Below are 25,832 nucleotides of genomic sequence, written 5' to 3'. Positions count from 1 at the left end.
CTTTCTTTTGGCACCAGCGGATAAACTATTCATGAGTTAGTTCGGCGAATCTTTTGACAGAGCTTTTACTATCGCAGCGAACGAAGCAAGCTGTTTTTCATTTAACCCTCTGTCAAAAAGAGCGTTCGAGATTGTCTTTTCTTCCTTATCTCCAATTTCCCCTTTGATGAAAATTCGGTCGGCTATCTTGTTGGTAATTTCCCTCTTATCCTCTTCGCTAAGATTCGCAATGAAAGGCTTGTATTCCCTAAGCGTCAGCTCGGTGCGTCTTGCCGCTTTGGCCTCTCGCTGGTTGTAGGTACCGCGCTTGAAGAGAAAGCCCGAAACGGTAAAGGACGCAACAGAGACGGCCAGTTTGAAAACCGAAGCGGACGTCGCATCCGCATGAAGGCCGGTAAGAGCGAAAGCGACCAACGCAATGCCAACAATGGCGAAGAGAATAGCCAGGCCATCGTATATTCGAACAGCTTTCTCCTTGTCCGTCGCATACTTGGCATAGTCCGTCGTCATAGCAATGCCACTGATGGAGTTGGCGGTATTTTCGACCTCATTGAGAATTTGATCGACGTTTGCCTTGGTTGAGCTGAGACTCTTTCTGTATTCGTTTTCAACGGCGGCGAGGCTTGAGCTGGCTTTATTAGCGCGTTCTTTAACCTCCGATTCAAACTCGTCGCCCAGCTCGTCGCGCCGCTTTTCGAGCTGCGTCTTGGACGCAGCTATCGATTCGGCATACGACGACTTTAGCTCAACGAGCCCAGCTTCGTATTCACCCTTCTTCTCTTGGAACTGCCGGGACAGATCCTCAACCTTGTTGGCAGCATCTCGCGCTCGCTTTATCCTCTCCTCCGAATCGGCAAAAAAGGCATCGCGAACCGCTTCATCGATATCAACGATTTGACGCCCATTGTTTGCAGGCCACTCGGAAGCGAGGATACGCATGCATTCGTCAACTGCGCTATCGATATAACTCGGGTAATCAGGAAGCCAGTCGCGAATGTTGCACAGCTGTCCGTACACCTCATCAAGCGAAGAAACCCGCACGTAATAGGCGTTAGTAGTTCTTCCTCGTTTGTCGAGCTGCTCAAGTAAGTATCTTACGTACTGACGTGTATCAAGGGGAAGGCTGGTGATTCTATCATCGCTTTTCAGCTCCTCAACCAGACCCCAGAGTTGATGTTCGTCAAACGCCTTCTTGTTTTTCACTACTCACCAGCCTTCCAGGCGAAAGGCCAGTTGACGGGTTGCGGAAGCTCAGATACCGGCGGTAGTTGATCGACTATCTCCATGGTTTCCATTGAGACGCGAATGAGCTTCTCAATGAGATCGACTATATAGCGCGGGTCATCGCTGTACTCGTTGGGATCGTTGACGATACCGGACGCCTTGTCGGTCTTCACTTGGTAACGGTCGATCACCCATTCCAACGGGCTTCGACCGTTGACGGTGTAGCGCTGAGCAGCCTCGGGGATGTCCTTAATCACGAGGTTCTCGTTGTAGATGAGAACGGTATGGTCATCTACCTTCTTGCCTGTTTCGGAATCCTTGCGCTTACCCCATTTAATTTTCTGAACCGGCCCAGGCAAAAGCGATGAGCCCGCTTCTTTCACCGGCCAAGGTTCAATCGCTTCATAGTCCAGATGAAGCTTGGCAAGGGCTCGACCTGCAGCGCAGAACTCACGGAAGTTGCGCGACAAGGGGATGCGCGGAAGCTCTTTTTGAAGATTAGCCTCGAAACGGCCACGGTATTCAGGCGAATGAAGAATGCCATACACGTAGTAGAAGATGTCGACCTTGTTCACATCAAAGCGTTCGTTGCTGTTGGCAATCTTTGGGGGCAGGCCGTCGGCTTTGGCTTGTTCGATCGTGCGCCCCTTACCGCCTCCGAATGCGTTTGGATAGGCAGCACGGAACACTTCGAGGGCCTCGTCAGTGATAGCGTCATGGCATACATAATTGCTCTGCTTCATGCCGGTTTCAGCGAATAGACCTTCGATATCCTTCTTTTCCTCGTACCAATAGAGGGGGAAGCATTGCGAGTCGCCATCGAAGTGATAATTAGGCAAACAATCTGTCACCAAAACAGAGAATTTGCTTCCTCCGGAAACGCAAATAGACATATTGGGCATGCCATCTGGATATTGCTCCGGCATTAAGTAAACCATCTCATTAAGACGCCTATCGAAATAAACCCATTGCTTACAAAATGGGCGATATGAACTCAAGACAATTTTATTTTCATCAAATGTTATCGGTTTCAAACGGCGCAAATCGTTCTTTAAGGCACGAGTCCAACTGATTTGCGTAGGATCGGATACGACAAAAGATGCCACATCAGTCATCCTTTCAGATTCTGCATACCGATTCAGCTCACTATTGTATGTATCGACTAACCGTTGCATATTGTTATGAACTTGCGTTTTACCATATCCATACGCCCAGGCATCTCTTGCCGTAAGGACACCTAAAGAATAGGTTTCCATCAGCCCTGCTATTCCATGTTTATCGATAGCGATAGGGATAAATTCATACCACGAATCATCACGTTGATTGAGCCAGTCGCCGTGACGGTCTGGCTCAATTATGTCCCACTCAAAAGGCTCACCGGGAACCGAACTCGCCACGATGGACAGCTTCTCCTCGCGCGTGAGGTAGTCGCCAATGTCGTGATAGTAGATGACACCATGTTCGCTGGAATCAGGATTCTTCACCAGAATGGTGATGGCAACAGGAGTACGCGAGCCCGACCCGAAGATTTTACCGCCTTCCTTACGTGACTGCTCACCTTGCGTGCGCTGGTTGCCCCTGAGGTTGAAAACGTAAATAGAGCTGAACTCGTCGACAAGAGTCTTGCGGAAGCCATCCATAGCCTGGCCGTCGAGCCATCCGCCGTTCGTGACGAACGATACGATACCCTTATCCTCGATGCGATCGGATGCCCAACGAAATGCTCGGATATACGAATCGTATAATTTATTTTTAAGAGTAGCAGAAGATGCCTCGGCGTAAGTGCTTCGAATTTTCTCATCCAATGTCGGATAGCTCAGATTCTTGGCATTATCGTTTTCATTCTTTTGCCCAGCCGAATAGGGCGGGTTACCAACGATAACATCAATAGGCGTCTCCATCTGCCTTAGAATGCGTTCGGTGTTCTTTGCGAATATCTTGGCGTCAATGGTATCCCCATCCTCGTGCATCTGGAACGTGTCGGTGAGCACGCCTCCCTCGAAGGGAACGTATTCCTGCGGCATGCGCGAATGGTACGCATGCTCGATGTTGATGGTGGCAATGTAATAGGCAAGCAGCAGGATCTCGTTGCAATAGATTTCGTTCGCATACTTGTTCGGCAGTTTTTCGGTCGGGATGAGCTCCTCATCCTGCAGCAAGTTCACGACGAAGGTGCCTGTACCTGTGAACGGGTCGAGGATGCGCACGCCCTCGTCGGCCAAACACTTCCCGAATTCTTTTCTCAAAATTCGGTCAGTAGCGTGCAGGATGTAGTTCACCACCTCGTTAGGGGTATAAACGATACCCATCTTCTCAGATGTGGCCTTGAATGCCTGGCTGAAGAATTTCTCGTAGAGTTCCTTAATGATCTTCTGCTTTCCGGCGTCGCTGCGAATGGCCTCGGCGCGCAAGCGCACGCTGGAATACAGCTCCGCCAGCTCGCGCTTCTCGGACTCGGTCTCGATGCCGTAACCGCGAAGCGTCGCCACCATAGATTCCATAGCGATTGAGACGGGGTTCGACTTCGCGAACTCGGCTTCCGAGAACAGCGCGTCGAACACGGGCAGCGTGATCATATGTTGGGCGAGCATCTCCACTGCCTCGTCTTCGGTGATTCCGTTGTTGAGGGAGTCGCGCAAACCCCGCAGGAAGACAGCGAACTCAGCCGAAGCGGGACCGCCATTCAAAACCAGCTCGCCCACGCGCTCGATGTGGCGCTTGGCGATGTCGCCGATGTCCTTGGCCCAGTCTTCCCAATACACCTTGTTGCCGCACCTTTTCACGATTACGGCGTTCACGGCCTCCTGCAGCTCTCGATCGGAGAAATCCATCTTCATCTGGCCGAGATCGCCGGGAGTGCTCTCTTGCCCGTCTTCGCCCGCGCTTCCGCCCGCAGCAGAACCACCATTCTGGTCCCTGCCCTTATTCTTGTCAACGTTGATGACCTGCACCACGGAAGTGGTCGCCATGTCGTATTGCAGCGAGTTGACGCCACCCTCGAGTCGCTCGTCATGGCTTCGCAGGGCCTGCACTATCTCCCACACGACTTTGAAGGCATCGGTGTTGTCCAGCGCCTCTTCGGGCGTGTAGCCTGCGGGGATGACCACGGGCAGGATGATGTACCCATAGTCTTTGCCTTCGAAGCGGCGCATGACGCGCCCAACTGCCTGGACGACCTCCACGCGGGACTTCTTGGGCTGCAGAAACATAATGGCGTCCAGGTTCGGCACGTCAACGCCCTCGGAAAGGCAGCGGACGTTGGAGAGGATGTGGCACCTCTCTTCGCTGGTGTCTGCGAGCCAGGCGAGCTTGTCCTTGCGGTTCGCCATGTCCATGGTACCGTCGACGTGCTGCACGGCGCATTCCATGCCGGAAATGTCGTTGCCCTGCTCGCGCTCGTAATCTATGTAGGCCTTGACCGTTCGCTCGAAGTACTCGGAGATGCGCCTGGACTCGGGGATGGTCGAGCAGAAGGCGACGGCGTTCTTCAACGGATGGCCGCTGCCGTCCTTCTTGCCCTGGTCCGCCAAGCCCTTCCAGCACCCGATGACCTTCGCGGCATCAGTGATCTCGAAGCCCTCCTCGTCGGCCATGGCGCGCTGGTACACCTCGCTCACCACGTCTTCCGAGACGGTGAGTGCGATGACGCGATAGTCTGTGAGCAGCCCCTCGTCCACGGCGCGGCCGAACGAGAGGCGGTAGAACACCGGGCCGAACTTCTCCTCGTCGTCCATAGACGAGACCTCGTAGCTCTCAGTCTTCGCCTGCACGCGGGCCTTGTCGCCGTAAATCTTCGGCGTGGCGGTCATGTAGACGCGCTTCCTCGCCGAGACCAGGCGGTTGTCGTGCACCTTGGTGAACGCGCTCTGCTCGGTGAGGTCGTCCGATGCGGCGGAGGCGCCGGTGGTGCGATGAGCCTCGTCGCAGACAATGAGGTCGAACGGGTCGAGCCCCATGCGCTGGGCATCGGAAACCACCTGGATGGATTGGTAGGTCGAGAACACGACGTTCACGCCCTGCGTGCGATCGAATCGCTTTATCTGATTGTGTAATGCCGTCGGGTCCGTGGTGGCGGGATACGGAATATCGGAAAGGGATGATTCCCAGGTGTCACCCTCGGCGTTGGAAGCCGTCTCGTCCGAGCAGACCACTGCGCAGCGCAAATCGCGCTTCGACTGGTTGGCCCACACGCGCATCGTCTGCGCGACGAGCGAGATCGACGGCGCCAAAAACAGCACGAGAGACCCTTCGGGGAGCATCTCCTCCGTGAGACGCAGCGACGTGATGGTCTTGCCCGTGCCGCATGCCATGATGAGCTGGCCGCGGTCGTATTGCTGGAATTTCTGGAGGCAGGCGTCGATGGCCTCGCGCTGGTGAGGCATGGGCTCCTTGAACGAGCGTTTGCCGACCGCCTTGCCCTCAACAAAGGCGTCCCAGTCCACATCGGACTCTGCCATGCTGTCGGCAAAAAGGCGCACCGTGCCGTACTGCGTGGCGGTCTTGTCCAAGTTCGGGCCGAAGTCCTCGCAAGTGGTGATTATCATGTTGTGCGCGTAGTCGTCGGTTGCGCTTGCCTTGGTGTAGAAGGTGGCGACGTCGCGGAGGTCGAGCGTCGCCTTCTGGTAGCACTTGCACTGGATAGCCCAATACGTGCCGTCCTCCGCGTCTTGGGCGACAAGGTCGATTCCCAGGTCTGCGCCGTCGTTTGTGGGCGCATCCTTCCACATCCACACGTCGCTGAAGCGCTGCGCGTAAACAGGGTCGTTCATGAGGTAGTACCGGCTGGCGCGCTCGAACCTGTCTCCCTTGTCGCGCTCCGATTCGCAAGTGTCACGAATCCAGTCGATTACCTCGTATATGGTTCGCGAGCCCTCGTTCGCCCAGTTGACCGAGGGTCGAGAATGTCGGGGTTTGTGGCCCAGGATGTCGTTCTCCACCATGGAGAGGAAGGATTCGTCGAGATCGAGCACCGACATCGACCAGGACTTCTGGAGCCAAGGGTTGAAAAGCCCGATGCGAGTCACGGCCTTGAACTCATCTTTGCTGGAGCGAAGTCCCATGAGGTAGTAGAGCAGCACCTGCATCGTGTTCTTGATCGTTGGCTCATTCTTGGACACCTTAAGGTCCCATAGGGTGTCGCCGCAGATGTAGTCGCCGTCGCTTGCGCCCGCGTCATCTGTGTAAGCGCCCTCGAAGGTGAACCCTGCAATGACCGTTTCGGCGGACGCATCGAAGAAAGCCTTCGTTCGCAGGATGAGGTTGCCGATATCCGCGATGGTCTGCCTGTCGGGATTTATCTCGGAGACGGGCCTGTATGCAGACGCCCCTGCGCGGAAAGCCGAATCGAAGCCGGACAACTTACACAGCGAAACAACGCTCTTCTCGTCGATCTCGCCCGACTTCAGCGCCGCGGCGTCGATATCCGCAATCAGGGATTCGGCAACGTCGGTGGCTCCGACCATGCCCGCGCCGACCGTCGCCACCCCAAAGGTCTCCTCGGGGTCGTTGCCCAAGGCGATGCGCGTTCCGTAGTCGACCGCGAGTCCGACGAGCGAAGGCGCGATGTTGTAATCGCCGACGACGCGCAGATCGTCGCAATGCGACGCAATATCAAAATTTGAAAGCGGAAGGTAACCGCCGCGCGGCTGCTTGATGTTTGCCAGAATTCCAGTAACGGACGCTGCCATTCTATGCATCCCTTCTCGTAAGGTCTTCGATGAGCTGTTCGCGCACATAGGCGGAGAAGCTCATGCCTTTTAGAGCTGCCTTTTCTTTGGCGGCATCTCGTAATGTTTCCGGTATCCGAATAGTGATGGCGGCAGGCCGGCCGCTCACCAAATGCTCCCTTATGTCGGTTTGGCTGGCGTCTTCCCTCAGTAAATCCAAATAACCCATGGAAACCGTCCTTGTTATGCAAAGTGCAATACGGATTTTATTTTAGCATCTGATAAGTTGCCAAGCGCCGCCGCGAAGACAATGATGCACGCACTTCCTGCGACAGCCCTACTTAAGCCTCCATTAATTGCTCAATTATTCTCCTGGCGAAAATCGAGAGAAAAAGATTCAGCGGACCACAAACGCATTTAACCTGGTACTTTATCGTTCACGCAATGCATATCGTAACTCGCTATTAATTAATGGACTGACGCGGCTAAGCTGCGAAAGCAAACCCTTATCAACGCCGTCGTGCTCAACGAAAGCCGTTGCGTTTTCGGGACGCGTCCACCCTGGGCAAAGATGCTACCGACTCCGCATCATCCCCCAAACCCCAATTGTCAAATCGATAACAAGCCCTCCATAGTTTGTTGCCGCGCATGTTTTCGAGCCGTATAATGCACTATTGAACAACATGTTGAATAATAATCAACGTGTTTAATAGACCAGATGATTGAACCCAAGGGGGACATTTGACGGCATCGAATACCGCCATCGAAGCGCCCGCGGTGCACGCGACACCAGCCGATCAGGGATGCGGCCAAGCCGCAACCCCGGTCACAGCCACGGCATCCGCGCCCGCACCCACGGCGCCCGCGCCCGCCGCTTCCGCAGCTGCCGCTTCCGCTGCAGTGCCCGCGCCCACTGCTTCCGCGTCCGCCGCAGCCGAACGCGACCCGCGCATCGCTCGCTCTCGCGCCGCACTGCGCGAAGCCTTCATCGCGCTTGTCGAAGAGCGTGGCATCGACGGCTTCTCGGTGGGCGACCTGTGCACGAGCGCCGGCCTGAACCGCGGCACGTTCTACAACCACTTCCGCGACAAAGAAAGCCTGCTCGCTTCCTTTGAAGACGAGGTCATCGAGGGCCTCGGCGGAGTGCTCGCGAAATTCCAAAGCATCAAGCTGCGCGAACTCGCCGCATGCAGTCTTACGCACCGACCGCTTCCCATGCTCGTGGAGCTCTACGACTACCTGCGCGAAGAGGGTCCTTTCCTGCACGCGATGCTCGGCCCCGGCGGCGACGCCCGGTTTGGCATGCGCCTTCGCGAAGCCGTGTGCGATCGCTTCGTGCGATCACTTCTGCACGAGCGCTACCAAAACGACCCTTCGGCGTTCACGCGCTACTACATCTCGTTTTATTCCGGCGCCTACCTGGGCGTAATCAGCGAATGGATCGATTCAGGAATGACCGAGACCTCCGAAGAAATGGCACTTATCTCGATGCGCCTGCTGTTCATCAAGCCGGGCGAATCCATCAAAATGTAAAAGGGGACCAACATGGCTGAAACCAACGACAAGCAGGCAATCGCCGCCGAAGCGCAGGCCGCCGCAGGCGCCGCGAGCCAGGCGCCGCTCCACATTGGCATTGACGTAGGCTCCACCACCGTGAAGGTGGCCGTGCTCGACGACAACAACGAGATTCTGTACTCGTGCTACCGCCGCCACCATGCCGACATTCGCGCGACCATCGTGGAAGTGGTGGGCGAGGCGGCCGAGCAATACCCGGCAACGCCCATGACCATCGCCATCACTGGTTCGGGCGGCCTTTTGCTCGCGCAGTGGCTCGGCATCGACTTCGTGCAGGAGGTTATCGCGAGCAAAACCGCCGTCGAAACCTTCATTCCGCAAACCGATGTCGTCATCGAACTCGGCGGCGAGGACGCGAAGATCATCTACTTCGACAACGGCATCGAGCAGCGCATGAATGGCACCTGCGCCGGCGGCACGGGCGCATTCATCGACCAAATGGCGGCCCTGCTCGACACCGACGCGGGCGGCTTGAACGAGCTCGCGAAAAGCCACACCACCATTTACCCCATCGCAAGCCGCTGCGGCGTGTTCGCCAAAACCGACGTGCAGCCGCTTCTGAACGAAGGCGCACGCAAAGAAGACATCGCGGCCTCCATTTTCCAGGCCGTTGTGACGCAGACCATTTCGGGCCTCGCGTGCGGCCGCCCCATTCGCGGCAATGTCGCCTTACTCGGCGGCCCCTTGCAATACCTCTCTGAACTGGATAAACGCTTCTGTGAAACGCTGAATCTCGACGATGAGCACGCCATTCGCCCGAAGAATGCCCACCTGTTCGTCGCGAGCGGCGCGGCTTTGTGCGGCAAGAAAACCGCCACGCCCGAACTGCTCGCCGACGTGCTCGAGCGCCTGCGCGGCCTGGGCGACATTCAGGGCAGCGAAGTCGTGCGCCTGCCCCCGCTGTTCGCCAACGAGGCCGAGTTCAACGAATTCGAAGCGCGCCACGCAACCGAAAAGGTGAAGCGCGGCGACCTTTCCACCTACGAAGGCGTGGCCTACCTGGGCATCGACGCCGGCTCCACCACGTTCAAATCGGCCCTCATCGGCGAAGACGGCAGCCTGCTGTGGACTTTCTACGCCAACAACAAGGGCGATGTTTTGGGCACCGCCAAGCGTGCCATCGCTGAAATGTACGCCGCGCTGCCCACCGCAGCCGACGGCCAGCCGAAGGTCACCATTGGACATGCAACCGTGACCGGCTACGGCGAGGGCCTGCTGCTTGAAGCGCTGCGCGTCGACTCCGGCGAGATCGAGACCGTCGCGCACCTTCGCGGCGCACAGGAAATGCTGCCGGGCGTCGAGTTCATTCTCGACATCGGCGGCCAAGACATGAAGTGCCTGCGCGTGAAAGACGGCGTCATCGACCACATCATGCTCAACGAGGCATGCTCTTCGGGCTGTGGCAGCTTCATCGAGAGCTTCGCCGCCGGCCTGAACCTCGACGTGACCGAGTTCGCGAAAACCGCGAACGCCGCCGAAAACCCCGTCGATCTGGGCAGCCGCTGCACCGTATTCATGAACTCCCGCGTGAAACAGGCTCAAAAAGAAGGCGCCACCGTGGGCGACATCGCCGCGGGCTTGGCCATTTCCGTCATCAAGAATGCCCTGTTCAAGGTCATCAAAATCCGCGACCCCAAAGAAGTGGGGCAGAAGGTCATCGTACAGGGCGGCACGTTCCTCAACGACGCCGTGCTGCGCGCTTTTGAGCAGCTCGCCGGCGTGAATGCCGTGCGTCCCGACATCGCGGGCAACATGGGCGCCTATGGCGCGGCCCTGCTGGCGCGCGACCGCTACCAGGCCGCCATGCGCGCAGCCGAGCGCGCGGGCAAAACCGCCGACGTGCACACCGCCATGCTCGGCGCCGCCGCACTTGAGGCCCTCGCGCCCACGCACAAAACCGTGCGCTGCAAGGCCTGCGCGAACCACTGCCTGCTTACCGTGAACGACTTCGGCAAAGACGAAGCCACCGGCAAGCACCGCCGCTTCATCACGGGCAACCGCTGCGAGAAGGGCGCGGGCGTGCTCAACGAGAAGAGCGACGTGCCTAACCTGTTCGAATACAAGAGCCATCGCCTGTTCGACTACGAGCCGCTCTCGGCCGACGCCGCCCCGCGCGGCACCGTGGGCATTCCGCGCGCGCTTTCCATGTATGAAAACTACCCGTTCTGGTTCACCTTCTTCACGAAGCTGGGCTGGCGCGTGGTGCTTTCCGATCCCTCCACGAAGAAGACCTACGAGGCGGGCATCGAAAGCATGCCGTCGGAAAGCGTGTGCTACCCGGCGAAGCTCTCGCACGGCCACATCATGAACCTGCTCGCGAAGCACCCCGACTTCATCTGGTTCCCCTGCAGCAAGTGGGAGCGCCAGGAAGACGCGACCGCGGGCAACCACTTCAATTGCCCCATCGTGGCAAGCTACGCCGAGGCGCTGCGCCTGAACATCGACGAGCTTCGCGAGAGCGACGTGCCGTTCTTGAACCCGTGGCTGCCCTACGACAAGAAAGACCACCTGAAGAAACGCCTGATGGTTGAGCTGGTGCAGGCGCACCCTGGGCTCATGGGCGAAGGTGTTGCCGCGCCGACGCAGGCCGAAATCGACGCCGCGGTCGACGCCGCATGGGCCGAAGACGAAGCCTTCAAGCGCGACATTCGCGAAAAGGGCGCCGAAACCCTGCTGTGGATGGAAAAGACCGGCACGCACGGCATTGTGCTGGCCGGCCGGCCGTACCACAACGACCCCGAAATCAATCACGCGATTCCCGAGCTGCTCACGAGTTTCGGCCTGGCCGTGCTCACAGAAGACTCCATCGCGCATTTGGGCACGCTTGAGCGCCCCATTCGCCTGGTTGACCAGTGGATGTACCACACGCGCCTCTACGCCGCCGCGAAGGTTGCCGCCGAGCGCCGCGACCTCGACCTTATTCAGCTGAACAGCTTCGGCTGCGGCCTGGACGCGCTCACCACCGACCAGGTGCAAGAGATTCTGGAAAGCGCCGGCAAAATTTACACCGTGCTCAAGATCGACGAGGTCTCCAACCTGGGCGCCGCCCGCATTCGCGTGCGCAGCCTGCTCGCCGCGCTGAAGGATCAGGCCGATGAAGAGGCCGACGCCGAAGCCGCCGCACAGGAATGCCCCGCGTGCAGCCTCGACGTGAAAGAGCTTCTGGCCGAGGCCGAAACGCGCGTCGCCGCCGCTGAAGCCGCCGGCTCTAACAAGCAGCAGGCCGGTTCCGCCGACGCCGCGGCGATCGAAGCCGTGGCCCAGGCCATCGAGCCGCCGGCGACCTTCACGGAAAAGGCCGCGCCCGAGGCTCGCGAGCGCTTCAAGCAGCGCGAGGCAACCTCGACCGAGTTCGAGCGGGTGCAGTTCACCGAGGAAATGAAGGAAGCGGGCTACACGATTTTGGCCCCGCAGATGGCGCCGTACCACTTCGAGCTGCTCGTGCCCATTTTCAAGCGCTTCGGCTACAACGTCGATTTGCTGCCGAGCGTCGACCACGGCGCGGTGGACGCGGGCCTGAAGTACGTGAACAACGACATTTGCTACCCGTCCATCCTGGTCACAGGCCAAATCATGGAAGCCGTTACCTCGGGGCGCTACGATACCGACAAGCTGGCCGTGCTCATTACGCAGACCGGCGGCGGCTGCCGCGCCACGAACTACATCTCGCTCATCCGCAAGGCGCTCAAAGCCGCCGGCCTTGGCCATATTCCGGTTATCGCGCTTTCGTTCAAAGACCTGGGCGAGGTGAACCCCGGCTTCAAAATCACGCCGAAGATGCTGCTGCAGGCCGTGTACGCGCTGTGCTACGGCGACCTGCTCATGATGACGCTCTATCGCACGCGCCCCTACGAAATTGAACCAGACGCGGCCAACCACCTGTTCGACCATTGGATGGCCGAATGCAAGGCGCAGCTGGCGCGCGGCGTGAAGCGCTCGGAATTCAAGCGCACGGTGAAGCAGATCGTGGAAGACTTCGACACGCTGCCGCTGCAGGGCGAGGGCACCAAGCCGCGCGTCGGCGTGGTGGGCGAGATTCTGGTGAAGTTCCACCCCACAGCGAACAACCAGATCGTCGACGTGATCGAGCGCGAGGGCTGCGAGGCCGTTGTGCCTGGTCTCATCGAGTTCTTCCTGTTCGGCATCGCGGGCGGCATTTTCCAGAAAGACCCGCTGGGCCGTTCCGCCAAGGGCGCGCTCGGTGGCAAAATCGGGCTGTCGGCCATCGCGAAGTTCCGCAAGCCGGTCAACGACGCGCTCGCCGCATCGACGCGATTCAACCCGCCGGCGAACATCTATGAGCTGGCCGAATACGCGAGCGAGATTTTGAGCCTGTGCAACTCGATGGGCGAGGGCTGGCTGCTCACCGCCGAAATGGTTGAGCTCATCGTGTCGGGTGCGCCGAACGTGGTGTGCACGCAGCCGTTCGCGTGCCTGCCGAACCACGTGGTGGGCAAGGCCGTGATCAAGGAGCTGCGCCGCCGCTACCCCGAGAGCAACATCGTGGCCGTCGACTACGACCCGGGCGCGTCTGAGGTCAACCAGCTCAACCGCATCAAGCTCATGATTTCGGTGGCGAAAGCGAACCTCGAGGAAAAGGAAGAGGCCGCCCGCGCCGAGCGCAACGCGAACCTCACCAAGCCCGCCGACGAAGAAGTGCTCGGTGCGCTCGAGATCGAGGAAGAGAAGCTGAGCTAAGGGAGCGAAGCGACTTCCATGCCCCGACCCGTTAAATGCTCGTTGCGTTTAACGGGTCGGGTGGCGCCGTTTTTCCCATACCCGTCCCCAAGCGCGCCCGCTCAATGCTCGTAGCATTGAGCGGGTTTTCTCGGTAGCTGCAGCCAACGCGAATGGGTGGCCGAAACATGTTTTCGGCCACCCATTCTTTTTGCCAACATCGCATTCGTCTCAAAGCCTGCACTCCGCAGGCCTGTTAAACGCTACGAGCATTTTACAGGTTGTTAGCTTGTTAGGTTGATATCTTGCTAGCAAGCGCCTTCGACTAGGCGATACCCGATTCCCCATACTGTTTCAATTATGCGAGGGTCGCTCGGGTCGTCTTCAATTTTGTTGCGGAGCTTCTTTATGAACACCGTAATGCTTTGCGTTTCGCCGACGAATTCAGCACCCCAAGCGTCTTCAATAAGCTGCTCTTTCGAAAGCACCGTATCGGGTGTACGGGCAAGCGCAAGCAGGATCTTGAACTCTTTCGGCGTGAGTTTGATAGGCGTTCCGTCTTTGGTGACCTGGTGCTTTGCGGTGTCAATCACGAATCGGCCAAGCACAAGCGTTTTCGGCTCCGGCTTAGCGGGCGCAGCATCCATATGCGCGCGGCGCAGGTGCGCCTCGATATGCATGAGCAGCTCGCGAGGGTCGAAGGGCTTGGTCATATAATCATCGCCGCCAGCAGCAAACCCTATGCCTTTATCGACGATATCGCCTTTTGCGGAAAGAAAAATCACCGGAGCCGTTACGCCCCGGGTGCGCAATTCGCGACAAGTGGCAAACCCATCCATCCGCGGCATCATGACGTCGAGAATCACAAGGTCGAACGAACCGTTCTCAAACGCCTCGAGCGCATCAGCGCCATCTTCGACGCAGACGCATTCATGGCCCTCATCCTCAAGCAATCCGCTTATGAGCTTCTGAATGCTCACCTCATCATCAGCAAGCAGAATCTTCATCGAAATCCTCCTCCTCGTCCGGCAGGGGAACATAAGGAATGCGCACGCAGAATGTGCTGCCAACCTTGCGCCGCGATTCGACGGTCGCCACGCCACCGTGCAATTCCGTCAATTCCTTCACAACGGCAAGGCCCAAGCCTGTGCCGCGATAGCGACGATTGGGCGATTGACCAGCCTGTTTATACAACTCGAAAATATCGGAAATATCGCCTTCGTCAATACCCATTCCATCGTCTGCGACCGTAACGCAAATAGTGCCATACGGGGCGGAAGAACAGGGGAGGGAGACTTCCCAATCGTGACGCGCAGAATCCGATTCCGCCTTGGAACCAGAGCGCGCGACGGCGTCGTGGCCGTCGCCGCCCGCGAGCCAGGCTTCGTCCTCTGCGCCCAACGCACCATCGTGCGCCTGCGGATCGAGCGGCGCCAAGAACGTCGCGCGAACGTCCACGCGACCACCGCGATGGGTGTACTTGATGGCGTTGTCGGCGAGGTTCTCAATCACGCGACGCAGCTTTTCCCAGTCGGCCATAGAGATTGGCACGTTCGCATCGGCCTTCGCGGAAAGCGCGATGTCCTTGTTGGCGGCGATAGGATCGAGCGTCTTCTTGATGAATCCAAGCAGGTCAACAAAGTCGACCGGCTCGACAAGCAGTTCGTTGCGATTGGCTTCGGCCTTCGAAATGGTGAGGATGTTGTTCACCAAATTAAGAAGCAGCGTTCCGTTTGCCTCGATATCGGCAATGGATTCGTGCGTTTTTTCATCGAGGTTCGGGTTCTCGAGCAGCAAGCGCGCAAAGGCAAGAATCGACGTGAGCGGCGTGCGCAGCTCGTGGCTCACGATGGCGAAAAACTCGCTCTTGTAAGCCGATTCCTCATGCAGCTTATCGACCGCCTTTTTCAGCTCACGCTGCTGATACATAAGCATGTCATTGAGCACGCGCGTTTCTTCGGTTTGCTTCTTCACTTCGCTATTCAAGTCGGTACACAAGCGCTCAAGATGGCGCGCCATGGAGTCGAAATCGCGCGTGAACTCGGAAAGTTCATCTTCGCCTCCGACGCGCGGCGACGTGTCGAGCTTGTAATCGAAATTGCCCGATTCGATATCATGCGCTGCCTGCGAGAGGCTCTCGATGGGACGCAACAACAAGCGATTCGCCGCAAGGAAAATGCCGAGGCCAGCGACCGCAACCATGATAAGCACCATAAGTGCCTGCTGCGTGACGGATGTCGCAATGCCTTCTTCGTAGATACTCATAGGCTCGGTAATGGACATAGCGCCGCCAATGTCGCCTACCTTCATGCCCTCTTTCGGGTAGCCATACTGGTCGATTTCTCCAGCTGGCTCACCATGGCACTCAAGGCACGATTCAGTCACATACAACGGTTCGGAATAGCGGAACACGCGCTGGCCCGTTTCCTCGTCGGTTCGAACACCGCTATACGAAGCGAGGCTCGAATCGGCGCGGAACGCATCGAAGGCCTCCTGTTCAAAGACGTCGGGTGCATTCGCTTTCTGCCGGGGAGTTTCCCCCGTGAAGCGAATAATGTAGTCGGTGTTGCTTGTGAACAACGTGCTCACAGACTTAGCAGCTACTACGCACACGAGCGTTTTCGTGCGGAAATTGCCATCCTCGTCTCGATTGATGACATCTTGGTTCATGTCGATAAAATCCCACATGGCACGCATCTCGGAAGCAAGCACCTCGGCCTTTTCCCGAGCTTCGTTCTCGGCCTGCGTGCGCTGGAGGCTGTAATTCCACAACGCATCGGCGCCCATGAGTATGACGATAAGAACGATTACGATGATCGCCATTTTGCTGCGTAAGCCGCGACGACGAGATGAACCCCTTGCTTTTTCAGGCACGAGCTTCAAATTCCTCACTATGGTTTGCTTTTCGCTCGTTCGCTCGTTCAATCGGTCGGACATTGATCCCCCTTGCGCCAAACGCGAACCCCCATTCGCCAGCTGGCAAGCATAATCTTCATGCCTAGTATCCCTGAATAATAGAGTGATTTTGCGATTGATTCGATGTTAATAATTTCTTAAGAATTAGAGCATTTTCTTAATGAAATATTACAGCCCGTTCAATTGAGTTAACCAGGGGTAATGATGAAAATATGAAGCATCCTTTCAAATCTTTAAGGAAAAAGGGGGAAAGATATGAAAGAGCATGCAGAAACCGCCATGCCCGCTCTGTCCCGTAGGGCGTTCGTGGGAACTGCGGCCGTTACCGCTGGCGCAGTTGCTGCAACAAGTCTTGTCGGATGTGGAAGCACAGGGGGCAAAAAGGCCGACAAACAGGAAGAAGCCGCAACCGATCCGTACGAGGGCGCGCAAATTTTCTATTCAACCTGCCCGCCAGAATGCCAGCACCACAACCTGAAGGCATATGTTATCGACGGCAAAATCGCCAAAGTTGAGTCTTCCGAGCTCAATGATTGCGCAGCATGCGCCCGAGGCATCGCTCGCGGATTCATGACGAAAGATCCCAATCGTCTTACCAAGCCTCTGCTCCGCACTGGCGACAAGGGGTCTGGCGAATTCAAAGAAATCGAATGGTCCGAAGCCTTCGATTTGATTCAGGAGAAGTTCCAGGATGCAATCGACACCGACGGCGTTCATTCTATTTGCTATGTAACCGGATCGGGCAACTTCGGAGCAATGCACGGTCCCATTGCATCGGCGTTCTTCGCTCACCTGGGCGGAGCCGCAACGACCGTTGGCTCACTGTGCTGCGCTGGTCAAACTGCTGCCGAGGTTCCAATTTACGGCAAACGATACATCGACGTGCGCAATCAGATTGAAAAAAGCGATTATGTCATCGCCTGGGGCAACAATCCCGCTATTTCCAAACAGGGCTATTTCCAGCGCTTTGAGAAGATGATGGAAAAGGGCGGCAAGTTCGTCGTCATCGACCCCATTTGCACTGAATCTGCCGCCAAAGCGTCCGAGTGGATTCAGCCTTGGCCTGGCACCGATGCCGCACTCGCACTTGCGATGATCAAAATCGTCATCGACGAAGACCTGTTCGACAAGGAATTCACCCTTGCCCACACCTGCGCGCCATGTCTCGTCGATAAGGCGACCGGCGAACCTGTCTTACAAGACAAAGATGACCCGACGTCTTTCGTTGTTTTCGATACGAAGAGCAACGAAATCGTGCGCCACGACAAAGAGGGCATCGAGGCAGCGCTGAAACTCGACGGAACCTCTGCCGCCGATGCATATAATACCGAGTTCGAGCTCATTTACGCCGAAGCGGAGAAATGGGATTCCGCCGCAGCCGAAGCCGAATGCGGCGTTCCGGCTGCCGACATTGAGCGTATTGCTCGCGAATATGCGCAAGCCGATAAAGCAATCATCGTCCAGAACATGGGCGGTTTTATGCGCACAGAAAACGGCTCCTGGGCGGTCGGCACTCAGCTGTACCTTGCAGCTCTGTGCGGTCACGTCGGCCACGAAGGCGACGGCGTGAGCGACGCGGGCGGTATGAACGAGGTAAAAACCGGCGCACCAATCGAGGTCCCAAAGGTCGAGAATCCCGCCCCGAGCATTCCGCGCTTCAAGTTTGGCGAGGCCATTCTGAACGAAGACCCGCTCAAAGTGAACGTCCTGTACTCCATGACGGGCAACCCGATGACGCAATGGCCGAACACCAATATGGTGAAGAAGGCTCTAGAGAAGATTCCGTTCGTCATTACCGCCGATCAATACCTCACTTCTACCGCCCTCTACTCCGACCTCGTTCTTCCTGCAACGGGCGTGTTCGAGACGGAAGGTGTTCTTGCGCAAAATCGCAGCCACTGGATTCAGCTGTGCGAAAAAGCCGTTGACGGACCTGGCGAATCGAAGAGCGACTTCGAGATTTTCGCCGAACTTGCTACGCGCTTCGGATTCGGCGATGCCTTCAGCAAGCCCATGGACGAAATGATTTCCAATGTTCTTGAGCCCACTGGCGTTACGCTCGACGAGCTCAAAGAAAAGCATGCCGTATGCGTGGTCGACGACAATTACATCCCGTTCAAGGACGGCAAATTCCTCACAAAATCGGGCAAAGCTGAATTCTGGGTTGCGGCCTGGAAGAAGGACGGATTCAATCCCATTGCTTCATACGCTCGTGCCGAAGAAGACGCACGCAACGGGGACGAACTCGCCCAGAAGTACCCGCTCTTTAGCGTGCAGCGCAAAACTTATCGCAGTGTGCATTCCACCTTCAACAATCTCGAATGGATGAATGAGGTCTGCGATCAGGCGCCGGTTATTCTCATTAACACCGCAGACGCCGAAGCGCGCGGCATCAAAGACGGAGATAAGGTCGTCGTGTTCAACGACCGCGGCGAACACCATGGCATTGCAGAGGTAGGCGAGCGTATCAAGCAGGGCGTTGTCGGCCTTCAGAATGGCTGGTGGGAGCAGCAGGGCGGCTCAAGCAGCTATGTAACGAACGACAAATGGAAGACCCTCGGCGGTACCCATTGCTGCAACCAGACCCTTATCGAAGTTAAGAAGGAGGCGTAGTCATGGCTCTCGGTTTCTGGATGAACAACAAAAACTGCTACGGCTGCAAAACGTGCTCCATTGCATGCAAGAGCGAGAAACAGCTGAATGAGGGCGTCTTGCTCCGCAAGGTATCGTGCATTCGTCAAGATAGCCCCGTCGACGTTTCCTTCCTCTCGATGTCGTGCAACCACTGCGAAGACCCCGCATGTGTAAAGGCGTGCCCTGTCGAGGCCTACACCAAGCTCGACAACGGCATCGTCAAGCAGGATCACGACAAATGCATCGGCTGCAAAATGTGCATCGAGGCCTGCCCCTACAACGCTCCTTGCTACGATGAGGAGGAGAGCAAGACCTACAAGTGCGACATGTGCTATGACCGCCAACAGCGCGGCGAGCTGCCCGCATGCGTCGCTGCTTGCCCCGGCGCTAACATCGCCGTTGGGGAGATGGAAGACCTGCAAAAGAACCACCAGGCCGATATCGTTTCCGACGAGAACTCGGGAACGAAGCCGAGCTTCGTTATCACGGTGGACCCGAAGCTCAACAAGGAGCCGGACGACTCTGCCATGGAGCAACGCGACGTCGAAGTTGACGTGAACACGGCAGCAGCCGACGCGGCAAAGAAATAATCTTCTCTCAGGCGCAATCCCTCCCACGCGCCATACAGGGGCCCAGTCAATCTGGGCCCCTGTTGTATTGTGCGCCTCATATGGCTCGATGAAAAATGCGCTCTACAGCTGTGACGGCAAACGAAAACTCACCGCGCTTTCACGCGCAGAAACCAAGTTCGGGCTTCAAACAAAGCATTTTTTTCGACAGGCGGTCGCATTTTTCCAAAAAATCTTGCAAGGATTCCTCCACCTGAATCGTTTCTTTATTGAAAGCCCGAAACGACAGGAGGATGCCATGACATACACCGCTTCCCAAAACCCCAAAACCCGCACGACCCATACTGCAGCAGCGCTTTTCGCAACCCTGATTCTTGTTGCAGGAATCACAGCGCTCGCCATGCACCCAGAGGAGGCGTTCGCGAAGCCCCTCTGTACCGGAAATGGGCCCTGCTACGCAAGCGTCAACGCCAACGCCGCCGACAACGCTCATTCGCTATGCAACAGCATGGCATGCATGCGCTCCGCAATCGAAGGGAAGCTCTGCGCGCAACGTTGCCTGAGCGGCAATGGCGCGACCTTCATCGACAAAAACGGCAACGGTATCTGCGATAATTACGAAAACGGCCTTTGCCCAGGTAACGGCTTAGGCTACGGGAACGGCAATGGATTGGGTAACGGTTCCGGCGCCCAAAACAGCAGCGCTTATGGATACGGCAGCGGCAATGGCTACGGAGCCTGCGCCAACGGCAGCGGATGCGGCTACGCCCATGGTCACAGCCACAGCGCTTGCAACGGCTTCGTCGGCGGCTGCCAGCGCGCCCAAAATTGCCCCAACCGCTAAACGGCATTGACTCGAGGAACGCACGCACGAACGAATGAGACCTTCTGAAGACATATCACGCGCCATGAGTGAGCACGGCGATGCCGTCTGGCGCGCGTGCGTCGCATACATGCCCGCGCACGATGCCGAAGACGTGCTGCAGAACACGTTCCTGAAATTTGCTATGCATGACCAGGCCTTTTCAAGCGCTGAACACGAAAAGGCCTGGCTTTTGCGCGTCGCGATCAACGAATGCAAGGACGCCCTAAAGGCGGCCCGCGCGAAAAACATCTCGCTCGAAAGCCGCCTCGAGGCGTGCAACGACCATCTGCTCGGCATTCAAGACGACTCGACCCAAACCGAAATCGGCGTTAAACGCGTACTTGAAGCCATGGACGCGCTCGGCGATCCGCCGAAAACGCAGGTCTATCTGTCGCTCGTCGAGGGCTACACGGCTTCCGAAATTTCCGAAATGACCAGTATGCCCGAAAATACCGTCTATTCATGGATATCGCGCGGGCGCAAGCGGCTGCGGGAGGTGCTCAGCTAATGGCAGATAATGAAGAACACCAGGTCAAAGAAGCGTTTGAAGCCATCCACCTTCCGAACGACATCGCCGCACGCACGCTCGCGAGCATCGAAGCAAAACGCGAGCAGCGGGAAAGCGGGCGCACCGAGGAGCTCATGGCCGCGCAGGAAAGCACACACGCAAACAAACCCACAGGTCAAGAAGGCAAGACTGCCGAAGAGCCCTCGGGCTCGCAAACAAACCGCCACGCAATCGATGCGCCAAAAGGACAGGGGAGCACCACTCCTCAGAAGCGCCGCAAAGCCCTGCGTTTCGCCAAAGGCGGACGCATCGCCGCGATTGCGGCGTGCGTGGCGCTTGTCGCGTGCCTCATAGGCGGCGTAGCCGATTTCCTGCGACCCGTGGCATATGTGGGAATCGACGTGAACCCGTCGGTCGAGCTGACGCTGAACCGTTTCGACATCGTGGTGGGAACATGCGCGCTCAACGATGACGGCCAGCGGGCGCTTGACGAGGCCCCCTGCATGTGGCGCGCCTTCGACGCCGCCGCGCGCGACCTTGACGGCGCCATGCGAGCCATCGCCGGCGAGGGCGCCATCGTGGAGGTGTCCATCGACTGCGACAACGAGAATCGCTACGCCGCGCTCGCCGCGCAAAGCAACGATTGCTTCGGCTGCAACGGCGAGGCGCACTGCGACCGCACGAACGCCGAGGAGCGCCAAGCCGCCCACAATTCTGGTATGGGCGTCGCGAAATACCGCGCCTATCAGGCACTTCAAGAAGCCGGAGTAGACATTTCAGCCGATGAATGCGCCTCCATGAGCATGCGCGAACTGCGCAATATGCTTGCGGAAAACGGAATTGACGAAAGCGAAGGGGACGGCGAACACACCGGCATGGGCAATGGGCAGGGCGCAGGCGCCCACGGCGACAACAGCGCTAAGGGTCACGGCCACGGGAACGGCAACGGCAACGGCAATGGGAACAACGGCGTTGGCGGCAACCACGCTCGAGGGCAATAGACCAGCAACACATAGAAAGACCCGCTCGGAGGGATTCGAGCGGGTCTTATGGGAGATGCTAGTTTTTAAACGTTGTTGGGAATCGCAACACCGTCCGCTGCGGGCAGCTCATCGGTCGGATCGGCCCAATTCTCGTTTGGGAGAGGCCATCCCTGGCCATCGCCATGATAACCGCCGTGGCAGGCCGTGTTGCACACCAAAACGTTGGTTCCTTCAAGCGAATGACATTTCAAGCAGTCATAGGACTCGGTATGCGACGCGTGGGGATTAAGCCCTTCGATTCCCTCAAAATCCTTCGTCGCATCAACAATGGCATCACGAGTATGGCAGCCGAAGCACGTCTTTTTGACGGGGTTTGCCGAAATCGTCTCCCATTGTTCCTCCGTATGAGTAGCTTTCAAGCTTCCCGCCGCGGCATCTCCAGACGATGCACCCGAGCCGGCATTGTCGCCACCCGACGGAGCGCACGCGCAGAGACATGCGACCAGGGCGCAAAGCGCGACAGTCGTTACAAGCTTCGCTTTTGCTCTCATTTCAGCTCCTCCGTTCATTTGGCGTTTAGGCTACAGGACTTCCATGCCAAGCATGTCTTTAATGGCAAGCCACCCGAAGCACTGACCGTGGCCAATGCCCGTGCCCATGATGTTCGGCGGATACACGTTGCCGTAGAACGAACCGGCGGTATTGCCCGCAGCATACAGGCCAGGAATCGCAAGGCCCTTCTTGTCGAGAACCTGCATCTGGTCATTGATCTTCAAGCCACCGCGGGTGCTGGTAACGCTCACGATGTGCTTCGAAACATAATAGGGAGGGGTGTCGATTGTGGTCATCCACAGAGGGCTCTTGTAGAAGTCGAGGTCCTCGCCCTTCTCGCACAGCTCGTTATAGCGTTCGACGTTGGCGACAAAGATATCCTTGTCGAACCCTGCAATCTCCGCAAGTTCCTCAAGGGTGTCCGCCTTGTGAATTGTGCCAGCTTCAATGTCGATTTCCACCTGCGCAGCAGTATTCGTGGACAAATAATCGCCCTTGGGGTAGTCGGACGGGAACTTGGATTCCCAAGCGCTATCCCACACGCTGAATGCAGCGCCATCGGGAGTCGAAGTAATCTTCGGAATCGAGAAGCCCTGGAAGGGAAGGTTCTCGGCGGCAATACGACGACCGGTGCAGTCGACCATGAGCACAGGCAAGCTCGCCACAGCGGCATACGACTTCGTCTGGTCAGACTGAGGACGCTTGTTATCAAGGGTTACGCCAACAAAGGGGAAGCAGTCGCCGCAAGCGAAATCGTCAATATCTGCGCCAACCCACAATCCCATCTTGTGGCCATCGCCAGTGTTCTTCACTTCGGCGATTGCGGTACTCGCCTTCAGCAGGCTGCGATTGTAGTAGCCCATCATTTCCTTGTTCGACGCAAAGTCGCCCGTTGTAAGCAGAATGCCCTTCGAGGCATTGTATTTAACGTAGCTGCCATCTTCGGTTTCGCAAATGACAGAGGTTACGCGACCCTCGCCATTCTCGTCGCGAACAAGTTGGACAGCAGGGGAGTTGTAGTGGAATGTTGCCCCATGGTCTTCGGCATACTTTGCCATGATGCCAGTCCAGTCAGGGTTCACGCCAGAGTCGAGCGTCTTGCCGTCCTTGTCAACGAAGTAAATCATCGACGCGAAAGCCGTCCAGAACGATTCGTAGCCCTGCTGTCCAATGCCGTCATTAGTTACCTTGAAGCCATTCACCTGCTGAGCGACCAGGTCATAGCCCTGCGACTGGAAAATTTCCTGCAACCAGTCAACATAGGGCCCAGAGTTGTCAAACCACTTGCCGTAAGAAGACATACGGCCCTGAACGCCATTCGTGATCTTCCACGCTTCGCTAATGAATTCCTTACGGTCGTAATGAATGCCGTTCTCCGCCTGGAGCTTAGCGTTAAAGCCGCTCGTGCAAAGACGTGCGGTTCCGTAGGTTCCTGCCTTTTCTACAATATGGACGTTTGCTCCTTGCTCGGCGGCAAGCATGGAAGCGGGAAGTCCTGCGATACCGGCACCGACAATGACAATATCGCAATCGACAGTCTCATCAATTTCGCTATCGGGGATTGGTTCAGGCGCAACTTCCCACGGTTTTGCGTCGGTAGCGACCTCAACCGATTCCGGAGCCTTCGCGTCTTCGCCTGAAGTTTCCTTGCTGGTCTCACCGCCGCCCGATGAGCATCCAACAAGCCCCATAAGCGTCGCTCCAGCTCCCGCCACAGCAGCGCCCGTAAGGAAGTTACGGCGAGTGATGCCTTCGGTGTGAATTGACTTGCTCATGTCCCCCTCCTTTGAAAATGAAAGCGTTTTTCGCTTTCCGATGGGCAAGACCGTACATCGGAAGTGCTGGGTTAAGAGGCGTCGAAGTGCGCCGATTACAGCGTTCAGCGCTAACCCGCTTCACTAACCAGGTGGTTATTGCGCAAGGTTAGCGGTAAAATAGCCAGGAATTTCACGACGTCGCGGGGAGGGGAGACGTTATGGAAGAAAACAAGCTCGAGCGAGCTGTGGGACAATTCGTGTCTGCTCACCAACTCGAAATAGGCTCGACGGAATTAGCGCCGACGTTTCTCGTCGTGACGCTTCTATTGACCCATTTTGCGTTGGGTTACTTGCAAGTAATGCCCGGAGTTTCTTACGCTGACGCAATGTGTCTAGGGGGTGTCACGGCGATTGGGGTCACGCTTCCGCTCAGCAATCTCCTGAAGAAAAGAGGCCTGCTGAGCCATCTCGCATTTACGCTTTCCGCTATTGCCTGCGTCACGTTCCTCCTATCCAGGGTCCCAAACGTTCCCTGGCACGGTGCTGCACTGCTTGCATCGTCGATTTGCGCAGGCGCTTTCGTGGCTCTCGCAAGCGCCTTTTGGTTTGAGCATTTTATTGATCGGCCCATGGAGTCAATCGCGCTCTCTTTGACCAGCTGTCTCGTAGGAGGCGTCGCCCTTTCATGGTTTCTTATAGGAGCAACCATGGACAGATTCACCGTTGGTTATGGGCTCATGATTCTGCTTGCGGGCATTTCGCTCGGCCTATCACTCAAAAAGAAGAGCTACCACGACAGCTCGCAAAAATCCAACGCGAACTCAGGGATTCTCCCGCCACCAAGCGTAATGGTATTGCTGGTGTCAATATTCGTGTTGTGCTTTGCCGCCATGCTTTCTGTTTCATATGCCGGTCGCCAATCGTGGCATAGCGACGAAATGTGGCTCGTCATTTTACCCGCAGCCCTCGTTGTTCTCTTCACAGTTCTTTTCATGCGAAGAGTTGAGGCAGGTGTTCTCCTCAATATCGCACTCGCCGTTGTTGCTGCAGGCCTTCTTTTGTCGTCTTTCTTCACCATTGCACCAACCGCTTTGTTTATTGTAGCGAGCAACGGAATAACCCTCACCGTCTCGTTGACGATTCTCTTCATGGCCGATTTGTCCAAGCGCTTAGCGCTTCCGCCATGCAAAATGGGCATATGGGCGGTACTCACGGTTTTTCTTGGTTGCATTTCAGGCCGCGTGGCGGAAGAGATCGTATGCAATGTTCTCCCTGATCCGACGCTTGCGCAAAGCTGCCTCTCAATCGCGTGTGTGGTGTTGCTTATCGTTTGCGTTTCCGCAAGCCTTCATAGCAAATCTCTCACGGGAATGATGAGGCACGAATTCAACGACGAATCAATGGACGAACCGACCGCCGAAGAGTCACAAAAAGAAAGGCTCGCTGAATTCGCCAAGTCCAAGGGCCTTGGAGCGCGAGAGCAGGAAGCGCTCGCCCTGCTTCTTCAAGGATGCAGCGCAAGCGAGATCGCCGATAAGATGTTCATTGCAAATGGGACGGCCAAAGCCCACATTCGGCACATTTACCAAAAACTAGAGGTAAGCACTCGGGACGAACTTTTTCGCGAGGTCGAACGGCATATGTAATTGCACGGGTTATCCAACGTGCATTCGGCCGTCCTCTTGAATCAAAGCGAAACCGCCACATGTGAGCAATAAAGGCAAAACCATCTGGCAACAACGATTGTCACAGCCCCTATACACGAACATACGTCCGATGTTTTTGCTGTGTCATCGTCTCGGCACGCGCGCGGCATGTGGTAAAGTCAGCGTTTGAACAACCCAGCCAGCAAAGCCTGGCCCAGCAGCAACCCGCCACCAACGCCGCGCTTGCAAAGCGGCAAGGC

15 protein-coding genes are annotated in these 25,832 nt (G+C 56.9%); 8 read left to right on the top strand and 7 right to left on the bottom strand.

Annotated features, from left to right (window positions below):
- Positions 1 to 36: 36 nt before the first annotated feature.
- From Q0D41_RS06980 to Q0D41_RS06970, 3 genes are read right to left on the bottom strand one after another with little or no spacing between them, the layout of a single operon-like run.
- Entirely contained in the window at positions 37 to 1,203 is a 1,167-nt protein-coding gene (locus Q0D41_RS06980) for a hypothetical protein (RefSeq protein WP_294377198.1), read from the bottom strand.
- Complete coding sequence (locus tag Q0D41_RS06975; RefSeq protein ID WP_294377196.1) at positions 1,203 to 6,911, bottom strand: type ISP restriction/modification enzyme; 5,709 nt, start codon at positions 6,909 to 6,911, stop codon at positions 1,203 to 1,205. The genes Q0D41_RS06980 and Q0D41_RS06975 overlap by 1 nt, the downstream gene beginning before the upstream one ends.
- A gap of 1 nt (position 6,912) precedes the next feature.
- The gene (locus Q0D41_RS06970) at positions 6,913 to 7,119 is read right to left on the bottom strand and encodes a hypothetical protein (RefSeq protein ID WP_114616093.1); all 207 of its coding nucleotides are present in this window, start codon (positions 7,117 to 7,119) and stop codon (positions 6,913 to 6,915) included.
- A gap of 512 nt (positions 7,120 to 7,631) precedes the next feature.
- Here Q0D41_RS06970 and Q0D41_RS06965 point away from each other — a divergent pair.
- Both Q0D41_RS06965 and Q0D41_RS06960 read left to right on the top strand, forming a co-directional pair.
- Positions 7,632 to 8,423, top strand: coding sequence for a TetR/AcrR family transcriptional regulator (locus Q0D41_RS06965; protein WP_367113817.1), 792 nt, complete (start codon positions 7,632 to 7,634; stop codon positions 8,421 to 8,423).
- A gap of 12 nt (positions 8,424 to 8,435) precedes the next feature.
- Positions 8,436 to 13,163: a 2-hydroxyacyl-CoA dehydratase gene (locus Q0D41_RS06960; RefSeq protein WP_294377185.1), complete on the top strand. Its 4,728-nt coding sequence runs from the start codon at positions 8,436 to 8,438 to the stop codon at positions 13,161 to 13,163.
- Between the two features lie 287 nt (positions 13,164 to 13,450).
- Here the strand turns inward: Q0D41_RS06960 and Q0D41_RS06955 are convergent, their stop codons facing one another.
- Both Q0D41_RS06955 and Q0D41_RS06950 read right to left on the bottom strand, forming a co-directional pair.
- On the bottom strand, positions 13,451 to 14,149 hold the full coding sequence (locus Q0D41_RS06955) for a response regulator transcription factor (protein WP_294377183.1): 699 nt from the start codon (positions 14,147 to 14,149) through the stop codon (positions 13,451 to 13,453).
- On the bottom strand, positions 14,130 to 16,079 hold the full coding sequence (locus Q0D41_RS06950) for a DUF3365 domain-containing protein (protein WP_294377181.1): 1,950 nt from the start codon (positions 16,077 to 16,079) through the stop codon (positions 14,130 to 14,132). The genes Q0D41_RS06955 and Q0D41_RS06950 overlap by 20 nt, the downstream gene beginning before the upstream one ends.
- A gap of 234 nt (positions 16,080 to 16,313) precedes the next feature.
- Between Q0D41_RS06950 and Q0D41_RS06945 the strand changes: the two genes are divergently transcribed.
- The 5 genes from Q0D41_RS06945 to Q0D41_RS06925 all read left to right on the top strand — a co-directional run bounded on the left by Q0D41_RS06945 (position 16,314) and on the right by Q0D41_RS06925 (position 21,635).
- Positions 16,314 to 18,671 (top strand): molybdopterin-dependent oxidoreductase, encoded by a 2,358-nt coding sequence (locus tag Q0D41_RS06945; RefSeq protein ID WP_294377177.1) that lies wholly within the window; start codon positions 16,314 to 16,316, stop codon positions 18,669 to 18,671.
- A gap of 2 nt (positions 18,672 to 18,673) precedes the next feature.
- A complete protein-coding gene (locus Q0D41_RS06940; protein WP_294377174.1) occupies positions 18,674 to 19,282 on the top strand; it encodes a 4Fe-4S dicluster domain-containing protein in 609 nt (202 codons plus the stop codon).
- A gap of 88 nt (positions 19,283 to 19,370) precedes the next feature.
- Positions 19,371 to 20,105, top strand: a complete 735-nt coding sequence (locus Q0D41_RS06935; RefSeq protein ID WP_294377171.1) for a hypothetical protein — start codon at positions 19,371 to 19,373, stop codon at positions 20,103 to 20,105.
- 64 nt (positions 20,106 to 20,169) lie between these two features.
- A complete protein-coding gene (locus Q0D41_RS06930; protein ID WP_294377168.1) occupies positions 20,170 to 20,634 on the top strand; it encodes an RNA polymerase sigma factor in 465 nt (154 codons plus the stop codon).
- Entirely contained in the window at positions 20,634 to 21,635 is a 1,002-nt protein-coding gene (locus tag Q0D41_RS06925) for a hypothetical protein (protein ID WP_294377162.1), read from the top strand. The genes Q0D41_RS06930 and Q0D41_RS06925 overlap by 1 nt, the downstream gene beginning before the upstream one ends.
- A gap of 65 nt (positions 21,636 to 21,700) precedes the next feature.
- Here Q0D41_RS06925 and Q0D41_RS06920 read toward each other — a convergent pair whose 3' ends face one another.
- A complete protein-coding gene (locus tag Q0D41_RS06920; RefSeq protein WP_294377158.1) occupies positions 21,701 to 22,168 on the bottom strand; it encodes a cytochrome c3 family protein in 468 nt (155 codons plus the stop codon).
- 30 nt (positions 22,169 to 22,198) lie between these two features.
- On the bottom strand, positions 22,199 to 23,944 hold the full coding sequence (locus Q0D41_RS06915; RefSeq protein WP_294377152.1) for an FAD-binding protein: 1,746 nt from the start codon (positions 23,942 to 23,944) through the stop codon (positions 22,199 to 22,201).
- Positions 23,945 to 24,144: 200 nt separating this feature from the next.
- Between Q0D41_RS06915 and Q0D41_RS06910 the strand changes: the two genes are divergently transcribed.
- Positions 24,145 to 25,572, top strand: coding sequence for a helix-turn-helix transcriptional regulator (locus Q0D41_RS06910; protein ID WP_294377147.1), 1,428 nt, complete (start codon positions 24,145 to 24,147; stop codon positions 25,570 to 25,572).
- Positions 25,573 to 25,832: the final 260 nt, after the last annotated feature.

The sequence above is a fragment of the uncultured Slackia sp. genome (genome assembly GCF_934630525.1).
In the GTDB taxonomy this organism is placed as follows: Bacteria; Actinomycetota; Coriobacteriia; order Coriobacteriales; family Eggerthellaceae; genus Slackia.
Note: the sequence above shows the minus strand (reverse complement) of the source record. Positions and strands in the feature narration are given on the sequence as shown.